The organism is Streptococcus sp. A11, assembly GCF_043674225.1.
Classification (GTDB): Bacteria; Bacillota; Bacilli; order Lactobacillales; family Streptococcaceae; genus Streptococcus; species Streptococcus suis_V.
On record NZ_JBIMJS010000023.1, the window covers coordinates 1 to 21,386 of the forward strand.

The 21,386-nt window shown below is 44.2% G+C and carries 25 protein-coding genes, 2 tRNA genes, 1 rRNA gene, 2 pseudogenes and 1 riboswitch; of the genes and pseudogenes, 25 read left to right on the forward strand and 5 right to left on the reverse strand.

The annotated features are described in order from the left end of the window. Positions 1-399: 399 nt before the first annotated feature. The 3 genes from rrf to ACHBIF_RS10600 all read left to right on the forward strand — a co-directional run bounded on the left by rrf (position 400) and on the right by ACHBIF_RS10600 (position 671). Positions 400-515: ribosomal RNA gene (gene rrf / locus ACHBIF_RS10590) — 5S ribosomal RNA — on the forward strand. 5 nt (positions 516-520) lie between these two features. Next, positions 521-593: transfer RNA gene (locus ACHBIF_RS10595), tRNA-Asn, on the forward strand. A 6-nt stretch (positions 594-599) separates the two neighbouring features. Next, positions 600-671: transfer RNA gene (locus tag ACHBIF_RS10600), tRNA-Glu, on the forward strand. A 297-nt stretch (positions 672-968) separates the two neighbouring features. Here ACHBIF_RS10600 and ACHBIF_RS10605 read toward each other — a convergent pair. Next, positions 969-2,188 (reverse strand): annotated as a pseudogene (locus ACHBIF_RS10605) (transposase). 478 nt (positions 2,189-2,666) lie between these two features. On the opposite strand from ACHBIF_RS10605, the gene ACHBIF_RS10610 reads away from it, so the two are divergent. The 13 genes and pseudogenes from ACHBIF_RS10610 to ACHBIF_RS10670 all read left to right on the forward strand — a co-directional run bounded on the left by ACHBIF_RS10610 (position 2,667) and on the right by ACHBIF_RS10670 (position 11,990). Beyond that, positions 2,667-3,137 (forward strand): sigma-70 family RNA polymerase sigma factor, encoded by a 471-nt coding sequence (locus ACHBIF_RS10610; protein WP_172095614.1) that lies wholly within the window; start codon positions 2,667-2,669, stop codon positions 3,135-3,137. A 130-nt stretch (positions 3,138-3,267) separates the two neighbouring features. Continuing rightward, positions 3,268-3,534, forward strand: a pseudogene (locus ACHBIF_RS10615) (DUF1033 family protein); the annotation flags it as partial. A 181-nt stretch (positions 3,535-3,715) separates the two neighbouring features. Further along, positions 3,716-4,666: a competence type IV pilus ATPase ComGA gene (gene comGA, locus ACHBIF_RS10620; RefSeq protein WP_105110735.1), complete on the forward strand. Its 951-nt coding sequence runs from the start codon at positions 3,716-3,718 to the stop codon at positions 4,664-4,666. Beyond that, positions 4,578-5,615: a competence type IV pilus assembly protein ComGB gene (gene comGB, locus ACHBIF_RS10625; protein ID WP_394720425.1), complete on the forward strand. Its 1,038-nt coding sequence runs from the start codon at positions 4,578-4,580 to the stop codon at positions 5,613-5,615. The genes comGA and comGB overlap by 89 nt, the downstream gene beginning before the upstream one ends. Continuing rightward, on the forward strand, positions 5,616-5,915 hold the full coding sequence (gene comGC, locus ACHBIF_RS10630; protein WP_394720406.1) for a competence type IV pilus major pilin ComGC: 300 nt from the start codon (positions 5,616-5,618) through the stop codon (positions 5,913-5,915). It begins immediately after the preceding gene. Then, a complete protein-coding gene (gene comGD, locus ACHBIF_RS10635; protein ID WP_105137568.1) occupies positions 5,878-6,303 on the forward strand; it encodes a competence type IV pilus minor pilin ComGD in 426 nt (141 codons plus the stop codon). Before comGC ends, comGD begins: the two co-directional genes overlap by 38 nt. After that, positions 6,275-6,568 carry a competence type IV pilus minor pilin ComGE gene (comGE, locus tag ACHBIF_RS10640; RefSeq protein WP_394720409.1) on the forward strand — a complete coding sequence of 98 codons (294 nt, stop codon included), beginning with the start codon at positions 6,275-6,277 and terminating at the stop codon, positions 6,566-6,568. Before comGD ends, comGE begins: the two co-directional genes overlap by 29 nt. After that, positions 6,534-6,989, forward strand: a complete 456-nt coding sequence (comGF, locus tag ACHBIF_RS10645) for a competence type IV pilus minor pilin ComGF (protein ID WP_394720427.1) — start codon at positions 6,534-6,536, stop codon at positions 6,987-6,989. Before comGE ends, comGF begins: the two co-directional genes overlap by 35 nt. Continuing rightward, positions 6,967-7,569, forward strand: a complete 603-nt coding sequence (comGG, locus tag ACHBIF_RS10650) for a competence type IV pilus minor pilin ComGG (protein ID WP_105110730.1) — start codon at positions 6,967-6,969, stop codon at positions 7,567-7,569. Before comGF ends, comGG begins: the two co-directional genes overlap by 23 nt. Before the next feature lie 50 nt (positions 7,570-7,619). Then, complete coding sequence (locus ACHBIF_RS10655) at positions 7,620-8,573, forward strand: class I SAM-dependent methyltransferase (protein ID WP_394720411.1); 954 nt, start codon at positions 7,620-7,622, stop codon at positions 8,571-8,573. Between the two features lie 49 nt (positions 8,574-8,622). Continuing rightward, positions 8,623-9,810: an acetate kinase gene (locus ACHBIF_RS10660; RefSeq protein WP_105110728.1), complete on the forward strand. Its 1,188-nt coding sequence runs from the start codon at positions 8,623-8,625 to the stop codon at positions 9,808-9,810. A gap of 129 nt (positions 9,811-9,939) precedes the next feature. Beyond that, positions 9,940-10,084: riboswitch (THF riboswitch) on the forward strand. A gap of 42 nt (positions 10,085-10,126) precedes the next feature. Beyond that, positions 10,127-10,678, forward strand: coding sequence for a folate family ECF transporter S component (locus ACHBIF_RS10665; RefSeq protein WP_105122993.1), 552 nt, complete (start codon positions 10,127-10,129; stop codon positions 10,676-10,678). A 55-nt stretch (positions 10,679-10,733) separates the two neighbouring features. Continuing rightward, the gene (locus ACHBIF_RS10670; RefSeq protein ID WP_394720414.1) at positions 10,734-11,990 is read left to right on the forward strand and encodes a bifunctional folylpolyglutamate synthase/dihydrofolate synthase; all 1,257 of its coding nucleotides are present in this window, start codon (positions 10,734-10,736) and stop codon (positions 11,988-11,990) included. 44 nt (positions 11,991-12,034) lie between these two features. Here ACHBIF_RS10670 and pepA read toward each other — a convergent pair whose 3' ends face one another. Beyond that, positions 12,035-13,096 (reverse strand): glutamyl aminopeptidase, encoded by a 1,062-nt coding sequence (gene pepA / locus ACHBIF_RS10675; protein WP_394720416.1) that lies wholly within the window; start codon positions 13,094-13,096, stop codon positions 12,035-12,037. A 63-nt stretch (positions 13,097-13,159) separates the two neighbouring features. On the opposite strand from pepA, the gene ACHBIF_RS10680 reads away from it, so the two are divergent. Genes ACHBIF_RS10680 through ytpR form a run of 4 tightly spaced genes read left to right on the forward strand, consistent with a single transcriptional unit; the run spans position 13,160 to position 15,356 of the window. Further along, positions 13,160-13,444: a DUF4651 domain-containing protein gene (locus tag ACHBIF_RS10680; protein WP_105110723.1), complete on the forward strand. Its 285-nt coding sequence runs from the start codon at positions 13,160-13,162 to the stop codon at positions 13,442-13,444. After that, complete coding sequence (locus ACHBIF_RS10685) at positions 13,441-13,761, forward strand: thioredoxin family protein (protein ID WP_105110722.1); 321 nt, start codon at positions 13,441-13,443, stop codon at positions 13,759-13,761. The genes ACHBIF_RS10680 and ACHBIF_RS10685 overlap by 4 nt, the downstream gene beginning before the upstream one ends. Beyond that, positions 13,758-14,714 carry a DUF1002 domain-containing protein gene (locus ACHBIF_RS10690; protein ID WP_105122997.1) on the forward strand — a complete coding sequence of 319 codons (957 nt, stop codon included), beginning with the start codon at positions 13,758-13,760 and terminating at the stop codon, positions 14,712-14,714. Before ACHBIF_RS10685 ends, ACHBIF_RS10690 begins: the two co-directional genes overlap by 4 nt. Before the next feature lie 18 nt (positions 14,715-14,732). Then, positions 14,733-15,356, forward strand: a complete 624-nt coding sequence (ytpR, locus tag ACHBIF_RS10695) for a YtpR family tRNA-binding protein (RefSeq protein WP_105122998.1) — start codon at positions 14,733-14,735, stop codon at positions 15,354-15,356. Positions 15,357-15,545: 189 nt separating this feature from the next. On the opposite strand, the gene ACHBIF_RS10700 is transcribed toward ytpR, so the two are convergent. Further along, positions 15,546-16,316: a DUF2785 domain-containing protein gene (locus tag ACHBIF_RS10700; protein WP_105122999.1), complete on the reverse strand. Its 771-nt coding sequence runs from the start codon at positions 16,314-16,316 to the stop codon at positions 15,546-15,548. Positions 16,317-16,358: 42 nt separating this feature from the next. On the opposite strand from ACHBIF_RS10700, the gene ACHBIF_RS10705 reads away from it, so the two are divergent. Continuing rightward, entirely contained in the window at positions 16,359-16,754 is a 396-nt protein-coding gene (locus ACHBIF_RS10705; protein WP_105123000.1) for a single-stranded DNA-binding protein, read from the forward strand. Positions 16,755-17,079: 325 nt separating this feature from the next. Here ACHBIF_RS10705 and ACHBIF_RS10710 read toward each other — a convergent pair whose 3' ends face one another. Next, entirely contained in the window at positions 17,080-17,334 is a 255-nt protein-coding gene (locus ACHBIF_RS10710) for a hypothetical protein (protein WP_105123001.1), read from the reverse strand. Between the two features lie 190 nt (positions 17,335-17,524). Between ACHBIF_RS10710 and groES the strand changes: the two genes are divergently transcribed. From groES to groL, 3 genes are read left to right on the forward strand one after another with little or no spacing between them, the layout of a single operon-like run. Further along, complete coding sequence (gene groES, locus ACHBIF_RS10715; RefSeq protein ID WP_105110716.1) at positions 17,525-17,806, forward strand: co-chaperone GroES; 282 nt, start codon at positions 17,525-17,527, stop codon at positions 17,804-17,806. 8 nt (positions 17,807-17,814) lie between these two features. Beyond that, positions 17,815-18,165, forward strand: a complete 351-nt coding sequence (locus tag ACHBIF_RS10720; protein WP_105123002.1) for a hypothetical protein — start codon at positions 17,815-17,817, stop codon at positions 18,163-18,165. 40 nt (positions 18,166-18,205) lie between these two features. Beyond that, positions 18,206-19,831: a chaperonin GroEL gene (gene groL, locus ACHBIF_RS10725; protein ID WP_105110714.1), complete on the forward strand. Its 1,626-nt coding sequence runs from the start codon at positions 18,206-18,208 to the stop codon at positions 19,829-19,831. 106 nt (positions 19,832-19,937) lie between these two features. On the opposite strand, the gene ACHBIF_RS10730 is transcribed toward groL, so the two are convergent. Continuing rightward, complete coding sequence (locus ACHBIF_RS10730) at positions 19,938-20,228, reverse strand: GNAT family N-acetyltransferase (RefSeq protein WP_394720421.1); 291 nt, start codon at positions 20,226-20,228, stop codon at positions 19,938-19,940. 237 nt (positions 20,229-20,465) lie between these two features. Here ACHBIF_RS10730 and ACHBIF_RS10735 point away from each other — a divergent pair, with 237 nt between their 5' ends. Beyond that, entirely contained in the window at positions 20,466-21,347 is an 882-nt protein-coding gene (locus tag ACHBIF_RS10735) for a patatin family protein (RefSeq protein WP_394720423.1), read from the forward strand. Positions 21,348-21,386: the final 39 nt, after the last annotated feature.

A 21,386-nucleotide genomic window follows, 5' to 3' on the forward strand; every position in this document is an offset into this window, starting at 1 on the left:
GATCAGGTAGATAGGTTGGAAGTGGAAGTGTGGCGACACATGTAGCGGACCAATACTAATCGCTCGAGGACTTATCCAAAGTAAGTAATGAGAACGTTAAGAAAAGCGTATGATTTTAGGAAATCAACGCGGAAGTCAGTTAGACTTCAAGGTGATTTATCTAAATCACTAGCTTTTTAGTTCGAATACAATTACAGTAAAATTCAACGAAGTCAATATTGACAGCGTGGTTGTTTCTTGTTAGAATATAGATATTCAATTTTGAGTGGATAAAGTGAAGTAACGAGGGCGTTACAAAATCCGTAAGAAAATAGGAAACTGACACAGAGTCTGTAGACTCTAGGAAGTTTATCATTTTCACTAGGATTTTAGTCCGAGTACAATTCCATTCAACAGAAGTTAAGTGACGATAGCCTAGGAGATACACCTGTTCCCATGCCGAACACAGCAGTTAAGCCCTAGAACGCCTGAAGTAGTTGGGGGTTGCCCCCTGTTAGATACGGTAGTCGCTTAGCGAAATTCCGCCATAGCTCAGTTGGTAGAGCGCATGACTGTTAATCATGATGTCACAGGTTCGAGCCCTGTTGGCGGAGTTATATGGTCCGTTGGTCAAGGGGTTAAGACACCGCCTTTTCACGGCGGTAACACGGGTTCGAATCCCGTACGGACTATATTTTTGAGAAGATCTGTTTGGTCTTCTCTTTTTTGATATTTATTGCCATCAAAATTCTTTTCTTATTGGGCAGTTACTGTTCAGCTTCATCTTATTTTCCTCTTTTATATTTTATGGGAATCAGTCTGCCATTGGAAATATATAAAGGAAAATAGAGTCTCTACTTGAGCAAAGAAACCGTTATGTGACAACATTTTGAAAAATGCATGTATCCAGATAATAGGTGCATGCATTTTTTATTGTATGCTATACTCATTATCAGGCTCTTTGTCAACTGTAGTGGGTAGATGAAAAGCTAACACCTAGAGAGGACGAACTTCGCTCTCTCTTTCTTTATGTTCAAAGCAATCAAAATCCGTTTTTTAAAGTTTTCAAAGTTCCTGAAACCAAAGGCATTTCTCTTAATGACTTTGATGAGATTGTTAGTAGCTTCCAGTTTGGCGTTGGAATAAGGCAATTCCATGGCGTTTAAAACCTTGTCTTTATCCTTTAGAAATGTCTTAAATACCGTCTGGAAAATAGGTTTAACAGTGACTATTTCCTGTTCGATGAGGTCAAAGAAATGGTCTGAGTTCTTCTCTTGGAAATGGAATAAGAGCAATTGATAGAGTTCATAGTGTTGTCGTAGTACCTCTGAAAAAGACAGGAGTTTTTCAAGTATTTCCTTGTTAGTCAAATGCATTCGAAATATAGGGCGATAAAATCGTTTATCACTGAGTTTGCGGCTATCTTGTTGTATCAATTTCCAGTAGCGTTTCAAGGCTCGGTATTTCTGCGATTTTCTGTCTAATTGATTCATAATTTGAATACGGACACGGGTTCATAGCTCGACTAAGGTGCTGCACAATGTGAAAACGATCAAGGACGATTTTGGCATGCGGGAGTGAAATAGTCTGGGAGACTATTTCAGCCTGAGCTTGGAAATTAGAAAGCGAAGGGTTTAGCCAATTGGTAGTATGGGCTAAACATGTCCATAGTGATGACTTTTAGCGAGTCGAAATCTTGAGCGATAAAGCTCATCTTCCCCTTCTTGAAGGGGTACTCGTCCCAGCTCATATTCTCAGGCAACCAATTCCAGTCGGTTTTAAATTGGAACTCATTTAGCTTGCGAATGACGGTCGAGGTAGAGACGGCAAGGCGCTTAGCGATGTCGGTCATAGACTGTTTTTCAATGAGAAGTTGAGCGATTTTCTGGTTAACAGCGACAGAGATTTGGTGGTTCTTCTTGACAAGAGGAGTTTCAGCGACAGCCATTTTTCCGCAATCTTTACACTTGAACCGACGCTTTTTAAGGCGGATAAGGAGTGGATAACCAGCAGTTTCTAGATAGGGGATTTTGGAGGCTTTCTGGAAGTCATATTTTGCCATTTGTCCCTTGCAGGAAGGGCATTTAGGGGCTGTATAATCCAAGTGACCGTGGAGTTCAAAGTGAGTTCCCCTATCATACCCATCAGTGATAAGGATATTTTGGTCTTTTACTCTGAGAAAATTTGTGATAAAATTTAGCTGTTCCATATGAGTCTTTCTAATGTGAGTTTGGTCTCTTTTCATTATAGGTCATATGGGACTTTTTTTCTACACTCAAAAAGGCTCCATAATATCCTTGGCGGGTTTACCCACTACAGAAATTATAGAGCCCATTATCATAGCAAGTTAAACCGATTTTCGAAGTGTATAATTTGTTCTATTGCTGAGGACTAAAGGTATTTCGCTTAATGATATAGATAAGGTTATTACAGGTCCCAAGTATTGTATTTAAATAGGACAGGAATTGATTTAATGCTATTGTAAAATGTCTGATTGTTAGGATGTGCGTCTTAAATGGCTTCAAAGGGCAGGTTAGACTGCGCGTTTGAATGCTCTTGTTCACCACCTCAGGTATATTGTTTTCACTGAGATTTATTTACTATTATTTTATACTGACAAAAATGTCCTGTTTGATTTTTTCAAAATTAGATAAACTAGGTCTATCAATTAAAGGAGGCATAGTTTTATGCAATTTGAAAAGATTTATTTTGAAGTTCAGGGAATTGTTCATCGCGCGCGTAAGGATTTCTACGTGAAGTTATGGGAACGTGAGGATTGGGACCAGGAGGGGATGTTGGTTCTGTACAAATTACTATGCAGTTTTCCAGAATTGGAGGAAGATAAGGATAAGCTCTGCAGTTACTTTAAGGTTCAGTTCCGAAATCGTGTTCGGGATGTTGTGCGCAGGCAAGAAAGCCATAAGCGGAAGTTTGACCGTATGCCCCATGAAGATATTCATGATTTGTCGCATCTAGTAAAGTCGCCGGGATTGTTAAATGACGATTTTATTGTTTTGCGAGACATGTTGCGGACTTATAGAAGTCAGCTGTCGGCGGAACAGTTAGAAAAATATGAGAAGCTAATCACAGGTCAGAGTTTCCATGGGCGGAGGAATATGATACGTGAACTGCAAGACTACCTGCGAGATTTTAAGTAGAAGAAAGAATTGTTGGTACTACCTATAACGGCACTTTATTTATTGAATTTGTATTTTCTAAGCATATATTTTCAAAATTCTTATTATTTTCGGTATAATTGTTGGAACAGAGAAAGTAGAGTGTATAGTTATGTATCAAGTCATTAAAATGTATGGAGATTTTGAACCCTGGTGGTTTATTGAAGGTTGGGAAGAAGACATCACTGACAAGTTAGTTTTTGAAAATTATGAGGATGCTGTTCTTGCCTTTCAGAAAGAGTGGACAGATTTGGCTAGTCGCTTTCCTAAGAAAGAATCGAAGGGTGGGATGATGACAGCCTTTTGGGATGAAGCGGATCAGTATTGGTGCGAGGAATGTGATGAGTATTTGCAACGTTACCATTCTTTGCTATTGCTAGAAGCTAAGGAAGATTCCAAGAAGAAGGACCTTGTACCGAGAGTAAGGCCGTGCAAACTCAAGAAAGGGAATTGCGTAAATTATTAAGAGAGAAGGATTGATGGTTCAGTCCTTCTTATTTTTTTAAAAAAAATTTTTGCAAAAATCATCATTTTTCCGAACTAATAGGTGAGGAGGATTTATGATTCAAGAAAAAGCAAAACAAATGATAGAGGAGGCGGTAACCGGTCGAGTCAGTGACATTTATCTGGTTCCCAAAGGTGAGACCTATCAGCTCTATCATCGTATCATGGACGAACGGGAATTTGTCCGAGAGCTGGAGGAAACGGAAGTAGATGCTCTGATTGGGCATTTCAAGTTTCTAGCTGGTCTCAATGTCGGTGAGAAGCGCCGTAGTCAGCAGGGGTCCTGCGATTATGATTATGGCAAGGGCGAGATTTCTCTGCGCCTGTCGACGGTCGGGGATTATCGTGGCAAGGAAAGTTTGGTCATCCGTCTGCTCTATGATAATGACAAGGAGTTGAAATTCTGGTTTCAGGCAGTAGAGGAAATTGCCAAGGAAATCAAAGGTCGGGGGCTCTACCTTTTTTCGGGTCCAGTCGGCTCTGGCAAGACCACGCTTATGTACCATTTAGCCAGGATGAAATTCCCAGACAAGCAAATTCTGACCATCGAAGATCCGGTGGAAATCAAGCAGGACGATATGTTGCAACTTCAGCTCAATGAAACTATTGGCGCGACTTATGACAATCTCATCAAACTGTCCCTGCGCCATCGTCCTGACCTGCTCATCATCGGGGAAATCCGTGATGCAGAGACAGCTCGATCAGTTATTAGGGCTAGTTTGACCGGAGCGACAGTCTTTTCGACGGTGCATGCCAAGTCCATTTCGGGTGTCTATGCTCGGATGTTGGAATTGGGTGTTAGTCCAGAAGAGCTCAATAATGCCCTGCAAGGTATTGCCTACCAGCGCTTGATAGGGGGAGGAGGTGTTGTTGATTTTGCCAGAGAAGATTTCCAAAACCATTCCGCAGATAAGTGGAATGCACAGATTGATAGCCTTCTTGCAGCAGGACATATCAGTCCTCGGCAGGCGGAGGCCGAAAAAATTATCCTTGGAGCGTCAGCGTAAAGTCATCGAGCTTTTTAACAATCTCTTTGCCAGTGGCTTTCACTTGGGAGAGATTGTTGATTTTCTCAGGCGCAGTCAGCTCTTGGCAGACCAATATACGCAAATCCTATCAGACGGTCTGGTAGCGGGGAAGCCTTTTTCGAGCCTTTTAGCTGATTTGGCCTTTTCCGACACAGTTGTCACTCAGGTGTCATTGGCAGAAATTCATGGCAATACCAGTCTCAGTCTGCAACACATCGAGACCTATCTGAGTAACTTATCCAAAGTACGGAAAAAATTGATTGAGGTGGCGACCTATCCCGTTATTCTATTAGGATTTTTGGTGTTGATTATGCTGGGTCTGAAAAACTATCTCCTGCCACAGTTGGAGGAGGGCAATGCCGCGACCATGCTCATCAACCATTTACCGACCATCTTTCTCGGGTTGGTTTTAACCATCTTGCTCTGCACTTTAGCAGGCTACATCTGGTACCGCAGGACGGCTAAAATCACTGTCTTTAGTCGTCTATCCGCTCTGCCATTTTTCGGAAAACTCATCCAAACCTACCTGACCGCCTACTACGCGCGGGAGTGGGGTAGCCTCATCGGGCAAGGATTGGATATGCAGCAGGTGGTTCGGCTGATGCAGGAGCAGCAGTCCCAGCTCTTTATCGAGATTGGGCGAGATATGGCGGAGGCTTTGGGCAATGGGCAGAGCTTTGACCAGCATATCCGTTCCTATCCATTTTTCAAGAGGGAACTGAGTTTGATTGTGGAGTACGGGCAAGTCAAGTCCAAGTTGGGTAGCGAGCTTGCCGTCTACGCCAATGAGTGTTGGGAGGAATTTTTCTCTCGCGTTAATCGTGCCATGCAGCTTATTCAACCGCTGGTCTTTCTCTTTGTCGCTCTCGTTGTTGTTCTTATCTACGCAGCCATGTTGCTGCCAATTTATCAAAATATGGAGATGTAAATGAAGAAATTACTAAAAATGAAGAAAAAAGGTTTCACTCTGGTGGAAATGTTAGTCGTCCTTGGAATTATTAGTGTGCTTTTACTCTTGTTTGTACCTAATTTGAGCAAGCAGAAAGAGGCGGTACGGAAAAAAGGAGATCAGGCAGTTGTCAAAGTAGTAGAGAGTCAGATGGAGCTCTATGAATTGGAACATGACAAGAAAGCAACAGTAGCCGATTTGCAATCTGCTGGCTACATTGACATAAAACAGGCAGAAGAATATGAGAAAGCCAAAGCCTCTAATCCAGATAAACAATAAAGCCTTTACTCTGCTAGAAAGTCTGTTGGTTCTTTTTATCGTGAGCTTTCTTGCTCTGGCTTTGTCGGGTTCTGTCCAGTCGGCTTTTCGGTCGGTGCAGGAGACGGTTTTCTTCTGGGAGTTTGAGGAGCTTTATAAGGATAGCCAGCGTCTGGCGGTCAACAGCCAGCAGGAAATCCATTTGCAACTGACGGATAGCCAACTGTCCAACGGTCATCAGTCCGTGCAGGTGCCTGCTAGTATCGATGTACTGACTGAGCAGGCTATTGTTTTCGATAAAAAAGGTGGGAATTCCTCGCTTGCCAAGCTGTCCTTTGGGGCGGGGGACAAGACGGTGTCGTATCAATTATATATAGGGAGTGGTCGTTATAAGAAATCGGAAAAATAAGGCCTATATCTTGCTGGAGGGGCTGGTGGCCTTGTCGGTTCTAGTCACTATTACCAGCCTCTTTCTTTCGGCCATGGAGGTCAGTCGCAGGCAACAGGCGGAGGGCTTGTATCAACAGGAGGTCCTCAATGTTGCCAAGATGGCGGTGCAGACGGGTCAGGATAATCTGTCGCTCAATGGTGTCAAGGTGACGGTCCAGCGGTCGGACAAGGTTTTGGCTGTCTATCATGATGGAAGAGAGGTGGCGCGTGTTGAGAAAAACTAGGTGTGCTGCCTTTACTCTTCTGGAATGTCTGGTGGCCTTGGTCATCGTTTCAGGCAGTTTGCTGGTCTTTGAGGGCTTGTCAAAATTGGTGGTCCACGAAGTTCGCTACCAGGACCAGCGTGTTGAGAAGAACTGGTTACTCTTCTGTGACCAGCTGCGCAGTGAATGGGAGGGGGCCAGTTTAGACAGAGTTGATGCGGGTCGGATTTATATCAGGCAAGATGGTCAGGCCCTGGCCTTTGGCAAGTCACGGTCAGATGATTTTCGTAAGACCAATGACCGGGGGCAGGGCTACCAGCCCATGCTTTACGGTGTCAAGGCGGCTAGCTATAGTCAATCTGGTCAGATTGTTCGATTGGATGTGACGTTTGAAACTGGCGAGGAGAGGAGTTTCGTCTATGCTTTTGAAGAAAAAGGTTAAGGCTGGTATCCTACTCTATGCCCTGCTCATGCTGGCAGTTTTCACTCTCTTGCTGCAATTTTACCTCAATCAGCAAGTGTCTGAAGGTCAGTTGATTGGAGCCAGTCGAGAATCCACGCAAGCCTATCTCATAGCCCAGATGACCAAGGACCAGGTGGTTGAGGAAGTGTCACGCTTGGCTAAGGAAGAAGCAGCAAAAGAGAGTCAAGAAAAATTCTTGGCGGAAAAGGCTGAGCAAGCTAGGAAGGAGCAGGAAGAAAAGAAAGGAGAGACATCGGAAGAAAGTGTGACTTCTCAAACGAAGGAGAGACCATCTGAAAGTGGGCAAGAATCGGTATCTGCAGAAGATATGGAAAGGTCAAATAATGAGACCGCGCAGACCAGTCAAAAAGAAGAGGTGAAGAAAGAAAGTAAGCCAAAATCAATTGAAACGTCTGGTCAGCTGTCCTTTGTCCAAGGGCAGGCTCAGTACCAGGTCAAGAAAGAAAGGCTGACCGTGACAATCCAGTTATCAAGCGGTCGGACCTATCAGTATCAATTTATGATGAAGGAGGAAAAAGAGAGGGTAGAGGAGTCATAAGAGGCTCCTCTTTTAGTGCAAATTTGCCCAAATTTTGATAAGATAGGAGTATGAATTTTGAAAAAATCGAACAGGCCTACGACCTGCTATTAGAAAACGTACAGACCATCCAAAACCAGCTAGGCACCAATATCTATGATGCCATGATTGAGCAAAATGCAGCCTATCTAGCTGGTCAGCATGAGACGGACTTGATTGTCCGCAACAATCAAACCTTACACGACTTGCACTTGACCAAGGAAGAATGGCGTCGTGCCTTTCAATTCCTAATGATCAAGGCCAATCAGACAGAGCCTATGCAGTACAATCACCAGTTCACACCAGATTCCATAGGTTTTATATTATCATTCTTGGTAGATCAACTAGTATCTACTCCTAAAGTAACAGTCTTGGAGATTGGCTCAGGAACAGGGAACTTAGCTCAGACTATCCTAAATGCCAGCCAGAAAGACTTGGACTATCTTGGGATTGAAGTAGATGATCTCTTGATTGATTTGTCAGCCAGCATGGCAGATGTTATGCAGGCAGAGATTTCTTTTGCCCAGGGCGATGCGGTACGTCCACAGATTTTGAAGGAAAGTCAAGTGATATTGGGAGATTTGCCTATTGGCTACTATCCAGATGACCAGATTGCTAGTCGCTATCAGGTTGCCAGTTCAAATGAACATACCTACGCCCACCATTTGCTGATGGAACAGTCCCTCAAATATTTGGAAAAGGATGGCTTTGCGATTTTGTTGGCTCCGAATGATTTATTGACCAGTCCGCAGAGTGATTTGTTGAAAGGTTGGTTACAGGAGCAAGCTAATATCGTTGCCATGATTGCCCTGCCACCAAGTCTTTTTGGAAAATCGGCCATGGCCAAGTCAATTTTCGTCTTACAAAAGAAAGCTGCAAGACAATTAGCACCATTTGTCTATCCCTTGCAGACTTTACAAGAACCAGAAGCGATTCAGAAGTTCATGGTCAATTTCAAAAATTGGAAGCAAGAAAATGCAATTTAAGTAAAAATCTGTTATACTGATTAGGAAAACGCTTTAAAAGGGGAACATTATGTCAAAAACAATTGCGATTAACGCAGGTAGCTCAAGTTTAAAATGGCAATTATACCAAATGCCAGAAGAAATTGTCTTAGCAAAAGGGATTGTTGAGCGTATCGGCTTGAAGGATTCAATTGTCACAGTAAAATTTGGTGATCAAAAAGCTGAACAAGTTTTGGATATTGCTGATCATGTGCAAGCAGTAAAAATTTTGTTGGAAGACTTGCTCAAACACAATATTATTGCCGATTTCTCAGAAATCACAGGTGTTGGTCATCGTGTGGTAGCTGGTGGTGAAATTTTCAAGGATTCAGTTGTCATTACGGATGAAGTATTGCAACAAATTGAAGACCTATCTAGCCTTGCTCCACTTCATAACCCTGCCAATGCTGCTGGTATACGTGCCTTCAAGGATATCTTGCCTGAAGTGACAAGTGTGGCAGTCTTTGATACGGCCTTCCATTCGACAATGCCAGAGGTAGCTTACCGTTACCCAATCGCAAACAAATATTATGAAGAGAACCAAGTTCGTAAGTACGGAGCTCACGGGACTTCTCACTTCTATGTTTCACGTGAAGCAGCCAAATTGCTAGGCAAACCACTGGAAGAAATAAAAGTGATTACTGCCCACATCGGAAATGGTATTTCGATTTCAGCGATTGACGGAGGTAAATCTGTCGATACATCAATGGGCTTCACACCACTTGCAGGTCCTATGATGGGTACCCGTTCAGGTGATATTGACCCAGCAATCATTCCTTACTTGATTGAAAATGTAGAGGAATTAAAAGACGCGGCAGATGTGATCAACGTCTTGAACAAGCAATCTGGAATTCTTGGTATTGCCGAGAAATCAAGCGATATGCGTGATATTGAAGCTGGAGTGGCTGCAGGTGATGAAAAATGTATCCTTGCCTTCAATATGCTTGTCAATCGTCTGCAAAAATTCATCGGTCAATATTTTGCTGTTTTGAATGGTGCAGATGCCCTTGTCTTCACAGCAGGTATTGGAGAGAACTCTGTCAAAGTTCGCGAGGCAGTTGTCGCTGGGTTGACATGGTTCGGTATGGAATTGGATCCAGAAAAAAATGTTTTTGGCAATAGCGGAGAAATTTCAACAGCAAACTCACGAGTAAAAGTCTTAGTCATTCCAACAGATGAAGAGTTGGTTATCGCACGTGATGTAGAACGTTTGAAATAATCAGATATAGGAAAGGTCGGTGCTGAGTGCTGGCCTTTTTTCTATAGTTTTTTCAAATAATCTGCCATAGGTATAAGTAATTGGCCAGTCATTGAGAATTGTGTTACAATAGTGAAGCAAAGAAATTTGCACAGAGTAGATGGTTTGCGTCAAGTGTATGTGGATGGGATGTTGCCACATAACGAAGCTGATCTTTGCTGGCATCTGATGTCTCCTAGAGTAGGAACATTGGTCCTGGCTGAGAGTAGCGCGGTAAACCATTGCATCCGCTGTCGAATATACACGACAGCTCCATTTTGAAAAAGGAGCATTTTTTATGGAAAAGAAAATTCCAAAATTAACGGTGCAGCTGTTGGCTGCTATTGCTGTGACTCTTGCCTTGGTTATGATTGTGGAGAACTATTTCTCCATTCGTCTTTCGGAAACCTTGCAAGTCCAGTTTACCTTTATCCCAAATGCTATTTTGGGAGCTATTGCCGGTCCTGTTTGGGCAGCTATCTTTGTGGCGATTTCAGACCCAGTCTTTGTCTTGTTTAGTGGACAGACCATGTTATTCAGCTTTATCTTGATTGAGGCGGTATCGGCTTTTCTCTATGGTTGGTTCTTTTATCAAAAATCACTCGATACCAAGAACAAGGCTGATTGGCTCTATGTTGCAGGGGTTGTTGTCTTGATTCAGGTTGTGATTTCTTTCATCATGACACCGATTGCCCTCCATTTCCATTTTGGAACACCTTGGATTGTTCTGTATAGCAGTCGCTTGATTAAGGCAGTTTTTGAAATTCCATTACGCATTGTCGTGACCATGCTTGTCTTGCCAAGTTTACAAAAAATACCTGAATTGGCCAAGTTAATGGGCATTAAATAAAACAGTATCGAGCAACAGGTCATCCCCCTGTTGCTGCTTTTGTAGAGAGGGAATCATGAATTATCAAGAAACTCGCCGGTGGCTATCTAATCGCCCGGCTTCTGATTTGGAACACGGGATTGCACGTGTCAACTGGATTTTGGAACGCTTGGACAATCCCCAACTTCAAGTTCCGACTATTCACTTTGTTGGTACAAATGGCAAGGGCTCGACCCTCAACGCCTTACAGTCTATCTTGCAGTCTTCGGGCTACAGAGTTGGTCGCTTTACTTCACCGTCTATCATTGATTTTCGAGAGCAGATTGTCTTTGAGCAAGAGATGATTTCAGAGGAAGATTTTTCGAGGATTGTGACAGACTTGCAACCTTTGATTGAGGACTTGGACCAGACGGCTGGACTGGATGCTATATCGGAGTTTGAGATTGTAGTAGTGGCTATGTTTGTCTACTTTGCCCACTACCAGCGTCCTGATATTCTCTTGGTGGAGGCAGGCATGGGCGGTTTGCAGGATGCGACCAATGTCCTTGCCCCATTGGCAGTGGTTTGCCCGTCCATCGGTTTGGACCATCAGGCTTTTTTGGGAGAGACCTACGCTGCCATAGCCCGTCACAAGGTCGCCGTCTTGCGTGAGCGAGTTCCCCTCCTCTATGCGACCGATTTGCCAGAAGTGGAGGCAGTTTTCGAGGAGCAGGCTCGTCAGCTTCAGAGTCCGACCTATGCGGTGGGACGGGAGATTCTTTTGGAAAATAGCAGAGCAGACTTTGCGGTTTCAAGCCCCTTCGGTCGAGTTGAGGATTTGAGGCTACAGATGCAGGGGCGTCACCAGGAGGTCAACGCAGCCTTAGCAGTGACAACAGCTCAGCTTTTCAGCCCTGATTTTCCAAAGATTACCAATGAAACCATCAGCCAGGGCTTGTCCCAAGCCATCTGGCCAGGCCGTCAGGAACTGATACTCCCCAATCTGTTGATTGACGGTGCCCACAATAATGAAAGCATCGCTGTCTTGACAGAACTCTTGGAAGAAAAGTATGCTGACAGAGATATTGAAATTCTCTTTGCAGCCATCAATACCAAGCCAGTGGACCAGATGTTGTCCCAGCTTAGCCAATTTGGACCTGTCAGCGTTACGACATTTGACGATTTCAGAGCGGTACAGTTAGAAGATTATCCGTCAGGTTATGAACGAGTTCAGACCTATCAGGAGTGGTTGGAGCAGGCGGACTTGGACAATCCCAAAAAACTCTACCTGATTACAGGCTCGCTATATTTCATTACCTATGTGAGGAAGTACATTTTAGAAGAACTTGTATAGAAAAAAGGCTTTGCCGGGCATTCTACCTAGCAAAGTCTTTTGTTTTAATAGTTTTTAATCAAATCAACCGTTGAGCGGTCCAATTTCTTCACGAGAGCTTGTAGGAAGGCTTGGGCCTCTAGGAAATCATCCATGCTGTAAAGAGTTTGATGTGAATGGATATAGCGAGCGCAGACGCCGATTGTTGTAGATGGCACACCCTGATTTTTCAAGTGGGCTGCCCCGGCATCTGTTCCACCTTTGCCGCAGTAATATTGATATTTAATACCAGCTTCCTCAGCAGTTGTGAGGAGGAAGTCTTTCATATTTTTTAACATGATATGACCTGGGTCATAGAAACGAAGTAGGGTACCATCCCCGATTTTGCCCTGGTCGCCATAAATATCGCCCGCAGGTGAACAGTCGACCGCCAGGAAAATATCAGGATTGAACTTAGTAGTAGAGGCATGAGCTCCACGTAGACCGACTTCCTCTTGGACATTGGCACCAGCGATTAGTTGGTTAGGCAGGGTTTGACCAGACAGACTTTCGAGCAACTCTGTAACCATGAGAACACCAAAACGATTGTCCCAAGCCTTGGAAATGACATTTTTACCGTTGGCTGATAGGATGGTCTCGTTTTTCGGAACCAAGACATCACCCGGGCGCACACCGTAAGACCAAGCCTCGTCGTAGTCAGCAAAACCAGCATCAAAAATAATATCGCCGATGGCTGGTAGACCCGGAGTATTTCCACCGCGAGAAAGGTGAGGTGGGACAGAGCCGGAAATGGCAGGGATTTTACGTCCGTCTTGCAAATGCAGGGTAAAGGCTTGACTGGATACGACCAGTGGGTTCCAACCGCCTAGTTCCACCACACGGAAGGTGCCGTCAGGCTTGATTTGGCTAATCATAAAGCCGACTTCATCCATGTGACCTGCAACCAATATTCGCGGTGCTTGTTCAGCTGTCGTGTCCTTAATCCCAAAAATTCCACCCAAACCATCTGTTTCAATGCGGTCAACGTGAGGTGTGATTTTCTGGCGGATATGGTTGCGCACTTCACTCTCAAAACCAGGCAGGCTCTGCAATTCGGTCACTTCTTTAATCTTGTCAAAAAGGGTCATAACAAATTTCCTCCAATGATAACTTGCTACTATTTTACCATTTTTTATGATAAAATAGGGACCATGAATAAGAAAAAGGTAGCCGTGCTAGCCGGCTTAGTGGGGGCAGGTGTGCTCACCGCTAGCGCTCAATTTTACCGCAAGGTTCAGGAAGACCGTAAAAAGGCTCAGGCTCTCCAGCAGGTTCGGGCTTACTTCGCCGATTTGGGCAGCATTGCCACGGTCTATGTGGATGAAACCCAGTCCCAGTCCGACTATTTGGTAGGCGGGGTCATCATGGAAGATGGTCGCATTTTTCTATTTGAAAATACCAAAGGTGACATCACATTTGAGGAGGAAGTGAGATGATTTTTCCACAGAATTACGAGGAAGTGGCCGTGCTCGTCCAGTCTGGTCAGCGGACAGTTTTTCTCTTTATGACCAGCTGGTGTGGGGATTGCCACTATATCAAGCCGCATTTGCCAGCTATCGAGGCTGCTTTTCCCGACATGACCTTTGTCCAGTTAGATCGGGATGACTTCATGCCCCTGGCTCAAGAATGGAATATTTTCGGCATTCCTAGCTTGGTTGTCTTGGAAAATGGTCAGGAAATTGGACGCTTTGTCGATAAAAACCGTAAAACCAAGCAGCAAATCATTGACTTTTTAGAAGGATTACCAGTATGAAAAAAACAGTAAGTAAACTTGCTCTAGCCACTCTTGTGATTGGCCTGGTTGGAGCACCGATGACAGCTGCCCATGCAGACATTCAGACAGATGCCATCAATGAAAAATGGGGCAAGCCAACCATGGTATATGGCGGTGGTTTGTCAGATGCTCAAGTGACGGAGGTCAATAGTCTACTCAATATCAAGAATATTGAGAATGTCAGCCGTCAAGTGGTGCAGGGTCAGGATATGGACCAATATTTAGGGACTTCTGGTGCAGATACAGCCTCGCTCTTTTCATCTGTTTTGGTGCAGAAGCAGGAGTCAGGCAAGGGAGTTGTCGTTGACATCAAGACACCGCAGAATATCACCCTCATTACCTCAACTCAGTATGCTAATGCGGCCATTACCGCGGGAGCGACAGATGTCTTGATTGACGTTGCAGCTCCCATTCAGGTGACAGGTGAGTCTGCCTTGACGGGTGTTTACAAGGCTTTGGAGGCCAATGGCGAAACGGTAGATCCTGAGCGGACAGTGGTTGCCCAGCAGGAATTGGAAACCGTTAATGAAGTGGCGACTGCCCACGCAGGTCAAGAAAATTTTGACAGCTCTGCCTTTGACAAGGCTATCGCAGAAATCAAGACTGGCTTGGCAGAATACAAGGATTCTCAAGGTCAAATTGCCTCTGAGGACCAAATCAACACCATTATCAATGATGTCTTGAAACAAAATGGTCTGGATACAGTGATTACGGCTGATGAGATTTCCAAGCTGGTCACTTTTGCCAAAGCTTATCAGGAAACCAGTGCCATTGATTCGGAAGAAGTCGCTGCCCAGCTCAAGCAATTCAAGAGCCAGGCCGAGCAACAAATTTCAGATGCCTACAAAAATCTCCAGGATTCAGGCATTCTAGAGAAGATTGGTTCCTTCTTTGAGGGTCTTTGGAAGGGGCTTATCGGATTATTTTCATAACATAGAAAAGGTTGATAAATGATTTTTACATATAATAAAGAATATGTCGGTGATGTACTCATGGTCATCGTGGCTGATGGCAAAGGACAAGATGTAACAGTTGAACGCAAGGGCAAGGTTGCGCGTGTCTATATCGAGGAGACGGGGCAGACGGTAGCTTGGAATATTTTTGAAGTGTCTAGTCTGATTGATTTGAGCGGAAATGGTCAGGTCTTCTTGACAGACGAGCAGATTGCAGTCTTGAATGCAGAATTGAGTCAAGAAGGTTTTGCGGAAAGTTTGGTCAATGACAAGGAACCAAAATTTGTGGTCGGTCAGATTGTGGAATTGACACCGCACCCAGACAGCGACCACCTCAATATTTGTCAAGTCAACGTTGGCGACAAAACGGTGCAAATCGTAGCTGGCGCGCCAAACGCAGCCCAAGGCCTCAAAACCATTGTTGCCCTGCCAGGAGCTATGATGCCAAGCGGTAGCTTGATTTTCCCTGGTAAACTCCGTGGCGAGGACAGCTTTGGTATGATGTGTAGTCCGCGTGAATTGGGCCTGCCAAACGCACCACAAGTACGTGGTATTATCGAATTGGATGATAGCGCCGTCGTGGGCGATTCGTTTGAGCCTGCTAAACATTGGAAAAACTAAAAAAGAATTGGTCGCGTGCCAATTCTTTTTAGAACCTCCATTCACAAGAAAAGTATGTTTAGACAAGAGATAGTTTTTTGCCAATCAAGACCATTTTTTGATGGAATACTGACTGTATTTCGAGAAAAGCGAACGATGAGTGGCAGAAAACTAGCCTTGGCTAGAGATGCTGAGCTGTGAATGCAGGTTCTAGTATAGCCGTATTTGTTTTTCAATGGCTTGCTCAACTTCTGGTGCCAAAGCTTGGTGCGACTTGAGTTGGAAATAGATGCTGGATAGAAATCGTTGAATATTGAGCCAACGGAAATACTCAACCGGCTCTTGATTGGGGACATCTAATTGCTCCATCCATGTGGCTAGGGTTGAAGCCGAAACCTTTTGATTGAGGATGAGATAAACAGGTATCTGGACCAATCTCGTCTCTTCACCTGCTGAAAATGTGCTGTTTTGCTTGAGGCAGCAGTCTATAAGAGCTTGCCAAGCCTGCTCAAACTTGTCGGCTGGGAAGGCTTGGTGGCAGGTAGCAGCGAGGAGAAAATCCGCTCCATGGGCACCAGCATGCATCCAGCCCAGATTTTCATCGTAGCCACGCCAGTCATTTTCAAAAGTAAAAATGTCCAAGGCTTGTTCAAAGAGGATTTGGAGCTGGCTGTTAGTCAGGAAATTCTGATAGTGAGGACGGTCCTCATCTATGGCTATAATCAAAGCATAGAGCAGGCTGGCAAAACTGCGAGTTAGACTATCTTGTGAGAGAAGTTGCCTATGCTGGCTCTGTTCAAAAAGTTGCTGAGCCTGGTCTTTGATAATGATTTCATCCAGAAAAAGGTGGCAGAAACTGGCATAGACCAGCTGGTCACGAATGATAGGGTCAGGGTCTCCGATATGGTCTAAGAGCCAATTGATTTGCTCAGTGCTGTAATATTCATTGCTTTCTAACTTTTTTTCTAAAATTTCTTTCATTTTTTCCTTTCTTTTGCGAATAGATAGGTAGGAGGATAAAAAATGTACAATAAAGTTATTCTAATTGGTCGTTTGACGGCCCAGCCTGAGTTGACGCAGACGCCGTCGGGAAAAAATTTAACCCGCGTTACAGTTGCTGTCAATCGTCGCTTCAAGACAGAGTCTGGTGAGCGCGAAGCGGATTTCATCAATATCATTTTCTGGGGTAAATTGGCTGAAACACTGGTGTCCTACGGTAGCAAGGGCAGCTTGATTTCCCTTGACGGAGAGCTCCGTACTCGTAAATATGAAAAAGATGGTAATAACCATTATGTGACTGAAGTCCTTGGAAACAGTTTCCAGTTGCTCGAAAGTCGTGCCCAACGCGCCATGCGTGAAAATAATGCTGGCGAAGACTTGGCTGACTTGGTTCTAGAAGAGGAGGATCTGCCCTTCTAACAGAAAGTGACAATTTATTGACGTCTCAAATATTTTCCCTATAAATAATGAAATAATGTCTGGTAAATCGGTCCTAGGACTGATGATAGGATGTGAAAAGTCGTTTATACTAATATCAATCCTAAATATTTTTCATATCTCCTTAGAATGCCGGTGTAAGCTGGCATTTTTTGCGTCTGAACAACTGAAGGTACTTATTTTTATCCAAAAATGTGAGAATCAGTCTCAGGACGGATGTGAACAGTGTAGAACTCGGATATACTTAAGTCAATCCTAAATATTTTTCATAATCTCCTTAAAGAACGCTGGCGAAAGTTGGCGTTTTTTAGCGCCCTTTTTTACGGTCATTCCACCATTCGAGGAAGATAACCATGATTGATAGAACAATCACACCATAGAAGAAAAAGATAAACCAGTGGGGATGTAGAAAAAAGACAATCCAAATGGTCCAGAGTAGGTAGGCGAAAATGATTTTTCCCAGGAAGTTTAATTTCCGTTTCAAAAACCACTCTAAAAAACCTTCGTAGGTAGAATATCTGCTTTCCTGATAGTCTTTGTATAGATTTTTGAAGAATGTCATAGAGACCTCCTTTCCTAAGAAGAGTATAGCATATTCTCATAAGTAAGACTAGTTGGTTTTTCGTACGACCTGGGACGGATTTCAAAAAACTTGGTAGAATTTCCTTGACTATTTTTGACCAAGTGATACAATAAGAATTGTGAATTAGCACTCGCGATATCAGAGTGCTAAAAATGAAGGAGGCATTGATATGTTGAAACCATTAGGCGATCGCATCGTTGTAAAAATCGAAGAAAAAGAACAGACAGTAGGGGGCTTTGTCCTTGCAGGAACCAGCCAAGCAGCGACCAAAGAGGCGCAGGTATTGGCGGTTGGTCAAGGAATTCGCACCTTGAACGGAGAATTGATTGCACCGTCTGTTGCAGTCGGTGACAAAGTCTTGGTCGAGGCCCACGCTGGTCTGGAAGTCAAAGATGGTGAAGAAAAAGTGACCATTGTCCGTGAGGCGGATATTGTAGCAGTGGTTGAGTAAGATAGACTATGAAAGAACAGCTAAGTGAGATTCTTCAGAATTTTTTGCAAGTTAGCACGTCCGGAAACTGTATAACTGCCTGGGAACAAGGAAACCAGCAGCAAATTTGGTTTCAATTGACGTCAGACAATATGCTAAACTTAGCTCTTCCAATTAAGAAACCTTGGTTTCTATCCTTGGAAACAGTCTTGCCGCCCTTGTTAGATGGTATGACAATTTTGGATTATCGCTCCAAACGATATATTACTTTAGATGTAACAGCACAATCACTAGAGCAAATTTGTGATTATCTTGTGGTCTACTTTGAACACTTTTTGGGGGCTAATCTGATATTTTTGTGGAAATTTGAAGAAATATAGCACTTTATAATATTTAATTGATACAAAGGATGTAAATAAAATGGCAAAAGAAATTAAATTTGCAGCAGATGCGCGTGAGAGCATGGTACGCGGTGTCGATATTTTGGCAGACACTGTAAAAGTAACCTTGGGTCCTAAAGGCCGCAATGTAGTCTTGGAAAAAGCTTATGGCTCACCCTTGATTACCAATGATGGGGTAACCATTGCCAAAGAAATCGAGCTTGAAGATCATTTTGAAAACATGGGTGCCAAATTGGTATCGGAAGTCGCATCTAAGACCAACGATATTGCAGGTGACGGTACGACAACAGCGACTGTTTTGACCCAAGCTATTGTCCGTGAAGGCTTGAAAAACGTGACAGCGGGTGCCAACCCAATCGGTATCCGTCGAGGGATTGAAGCTGCGGTCGCGACAGCAGTGGATGCCTTGAAAGCGCAAGCTATTCCTGTTTCAAACAAGGCAGAAATTGCTCAGGTTGCGGCAGTTTCATCCCGTTCTGAAAAAGTCGGTGAGTATATTTCAGAGGCCATGGAGCGCGTGGGAACAGATGGTGTCATTACCATTGAAGAATCTCGCGGTATGGAAACAGAGTTGGATGTCGTAGAAGGTATGCAGTTCGACCGCGGTTACCTGTCTCAATACATGGTAACGGACAATGAAAAAATGGTGGCAGAACTGGAAAATCCATTTATCCTCTTGACGGATAAGAAGATTTCTCATATTCAAGAGATTTTGCCACTCTTGGAAAGCATTCTTCAAACCAATCGACCGCTCTTGATTGTGGCGGATGATGTGGATGGTGAGGCTCTGCCAACGCTTGTTCTTAATAAAATCCGCGGCACTTTCAACGTTGTAGCGGTTAAGGCCCCTGGATTTGGTGACCGTCGCAAGGCCATGTTGGAAGATATCGCTATCTTGACAGGCGGTACCGTGATTACAGAGGACTTGGGGCTGGACCTCAAAGATGCGACTATCGAGTCGCTTGGTCAAGCTGCCAAGGTCGTAGTTGATAAAGACGGCACAACTATTGTGGAAGGCGCTGGCAATCCTGAGGCTATCAGCAATCGTGTGGCAGTTATCAAGTCACAAATCGAGTCAACAACTTCTGAATTTGACCGCGAAAAACTCCAAGAACGCTTGGCTAAATTGTCTGGCGGTGTGGCAGTAATTAAGGTCGGCGCGGCAACTGAGACTGAGTTGAAAGAAATGAAACTCCGTATCGAAGATGCCCTCAACGCAACCCGTGCTGCGGTCGAAGAAGGAATTGTAGCCGGTGGTGGTACAGCTCTTGTCAACGTGATTGACAGCGTGGCTAAGTTGGACTTGTCTGGTGACGATGAGACAGGTCGCAATATTGTTCTGCGTGCCTTGGAAGAACCAGTTCGTCAGATTGCTTACAATGCTGGTTACGAAGGCTCTGTTGTGATTGACAAGTTGAAACATTCTGAGCTTGGCACAGGTTTCAACGCTGCAACAGGTGAATGGGTCAATATGATGGAAGAAGGAATTATCGACCCTGTTAAGGTGACTCGTTCAGCTCTTCAAAATGCGGCATCTGTTGCAAGTCTCATCTTGACTACCGAGGCAGTTGTTGCCAACAAACCAGAACCAGCTGCTCCAGCTATGCCAGCAGGTATGGATGGCATGGGTGGCATGGGCTACTAAAGAGAAACAAATAAAAACTTGGTCACCTGGCCAAGTTTTTTGATACAGAGAAAATCCTTATCTGCCCCAGACGAGGAAAGTAGAGATTCATGGACATTGCCATGTCTTAGTCACAATCCAAATAAAAATAGATGTCAGCCTTGCTTTCTTGAGCAGTTCCTTTGTAGACCCTGGTATCTAGACCACCAATTTCAAAACCGACCTTTTGGTAAAATTGACAGGCGATGAGATTGTTGTCTTGAGCGATGGTATAAATTCCCTGGTAACCTTTTGACTGAGCAATTTCCTTGTCCTTGTCTATCAGCATGCTAGCCAGTCCTTGTTGGCGATAGTCTGCATAAACCTTTAGGTCGTGGAGGTAGATATACTTGAATAGCGGTTTTTGTAGGATAGCCAAGCGACACATTTGTTGTCATCGTAGGCGCCGATGACGATATGGCTATCCTGTATTTGTTCAAAATCGTAGTTTTCATCAGGAAAGGTCACCCATTCGGTTGACTCAAAAAGGACTGCTTAGCTGGACCAAGCCTGGTTCTGATGATGGAAAGAGCGTGCATCTTGTTGATTGGCTAAAATATACCCTAGAGAGTTTTTTCTGTTACAATAGGATCATATTTTTTTGTGGAGGTGTCGGATGAAGGTTGGTCTGGTTTTAGAGGGTGGCGGTATGCGTGGGCTCTACACGGCTGGTGTGCTAGATGCGTTTTTGGATGCAGGCATCAAGGTGGACGGGATTGTCAGTGTATCGGCTGGAGCGCTTTTTGGTGTCAATTTTCTATCCAAACAACGTGGGAGAGCCCTCCGCTACAATAAGCGTTTCATCAAGGACAAGAACTATATGAGTTTGCGGTCTTGGTTGCTGACGGGTAATGTGGTCAACAAGGATTTTACCTACTACAAAGTGCCTATGGAGCTGGACAAATTTGACCAAGAGGCCTTTGCCAAGTCCGGCGTGCCTTTCTATGTGACAGTGACCAATGTCGAAACAGGTCTTCCTGAGTATGAGAAAATTGACCATGTCTTTGAGCAGATGGAGCTCTTGCGAGCCAGCTCGGCTCTTCCAGTGGTCTCAAAAATTATCGAAGTTGATGGGAAAAAATATTTAGACGGTGGTCTTTCGGACTCCATCCCTGTGGACTTTGCTAGAAGCCTGGGGTTTGACAAATTGATTGTGATATTGACACAACCCATTGATTACCGCAAGAAGCCCTCTAGCGGGCGGGTCTACCGCTTGCTTTACAAGAAATATCCCAAGTTTGTGGCGGTGGCTTTAAAACGTTACCAGCATTACAATGATACGGTTGAAAAGATTATCCAGTTGGAACATCAGGGTCAGGTTTTTGCAGTCCGCCCTCAAAAGTCGCTCGAAATAGGACGTTTGGAAAAAAATCCAGTCAAATTTGACGAGATTTATGGGCTGGGTCTGGCGGACGGGGAGAAAGCTGTGGCGGGATTGATGGGGTATTTGGGAAATGAAGACGAAAGTTCTATAATGAAGTTAGCCACCTTACCTTAGCCAAGAATTAGATGTTTCACTATATGTGAGTAAGTTGAT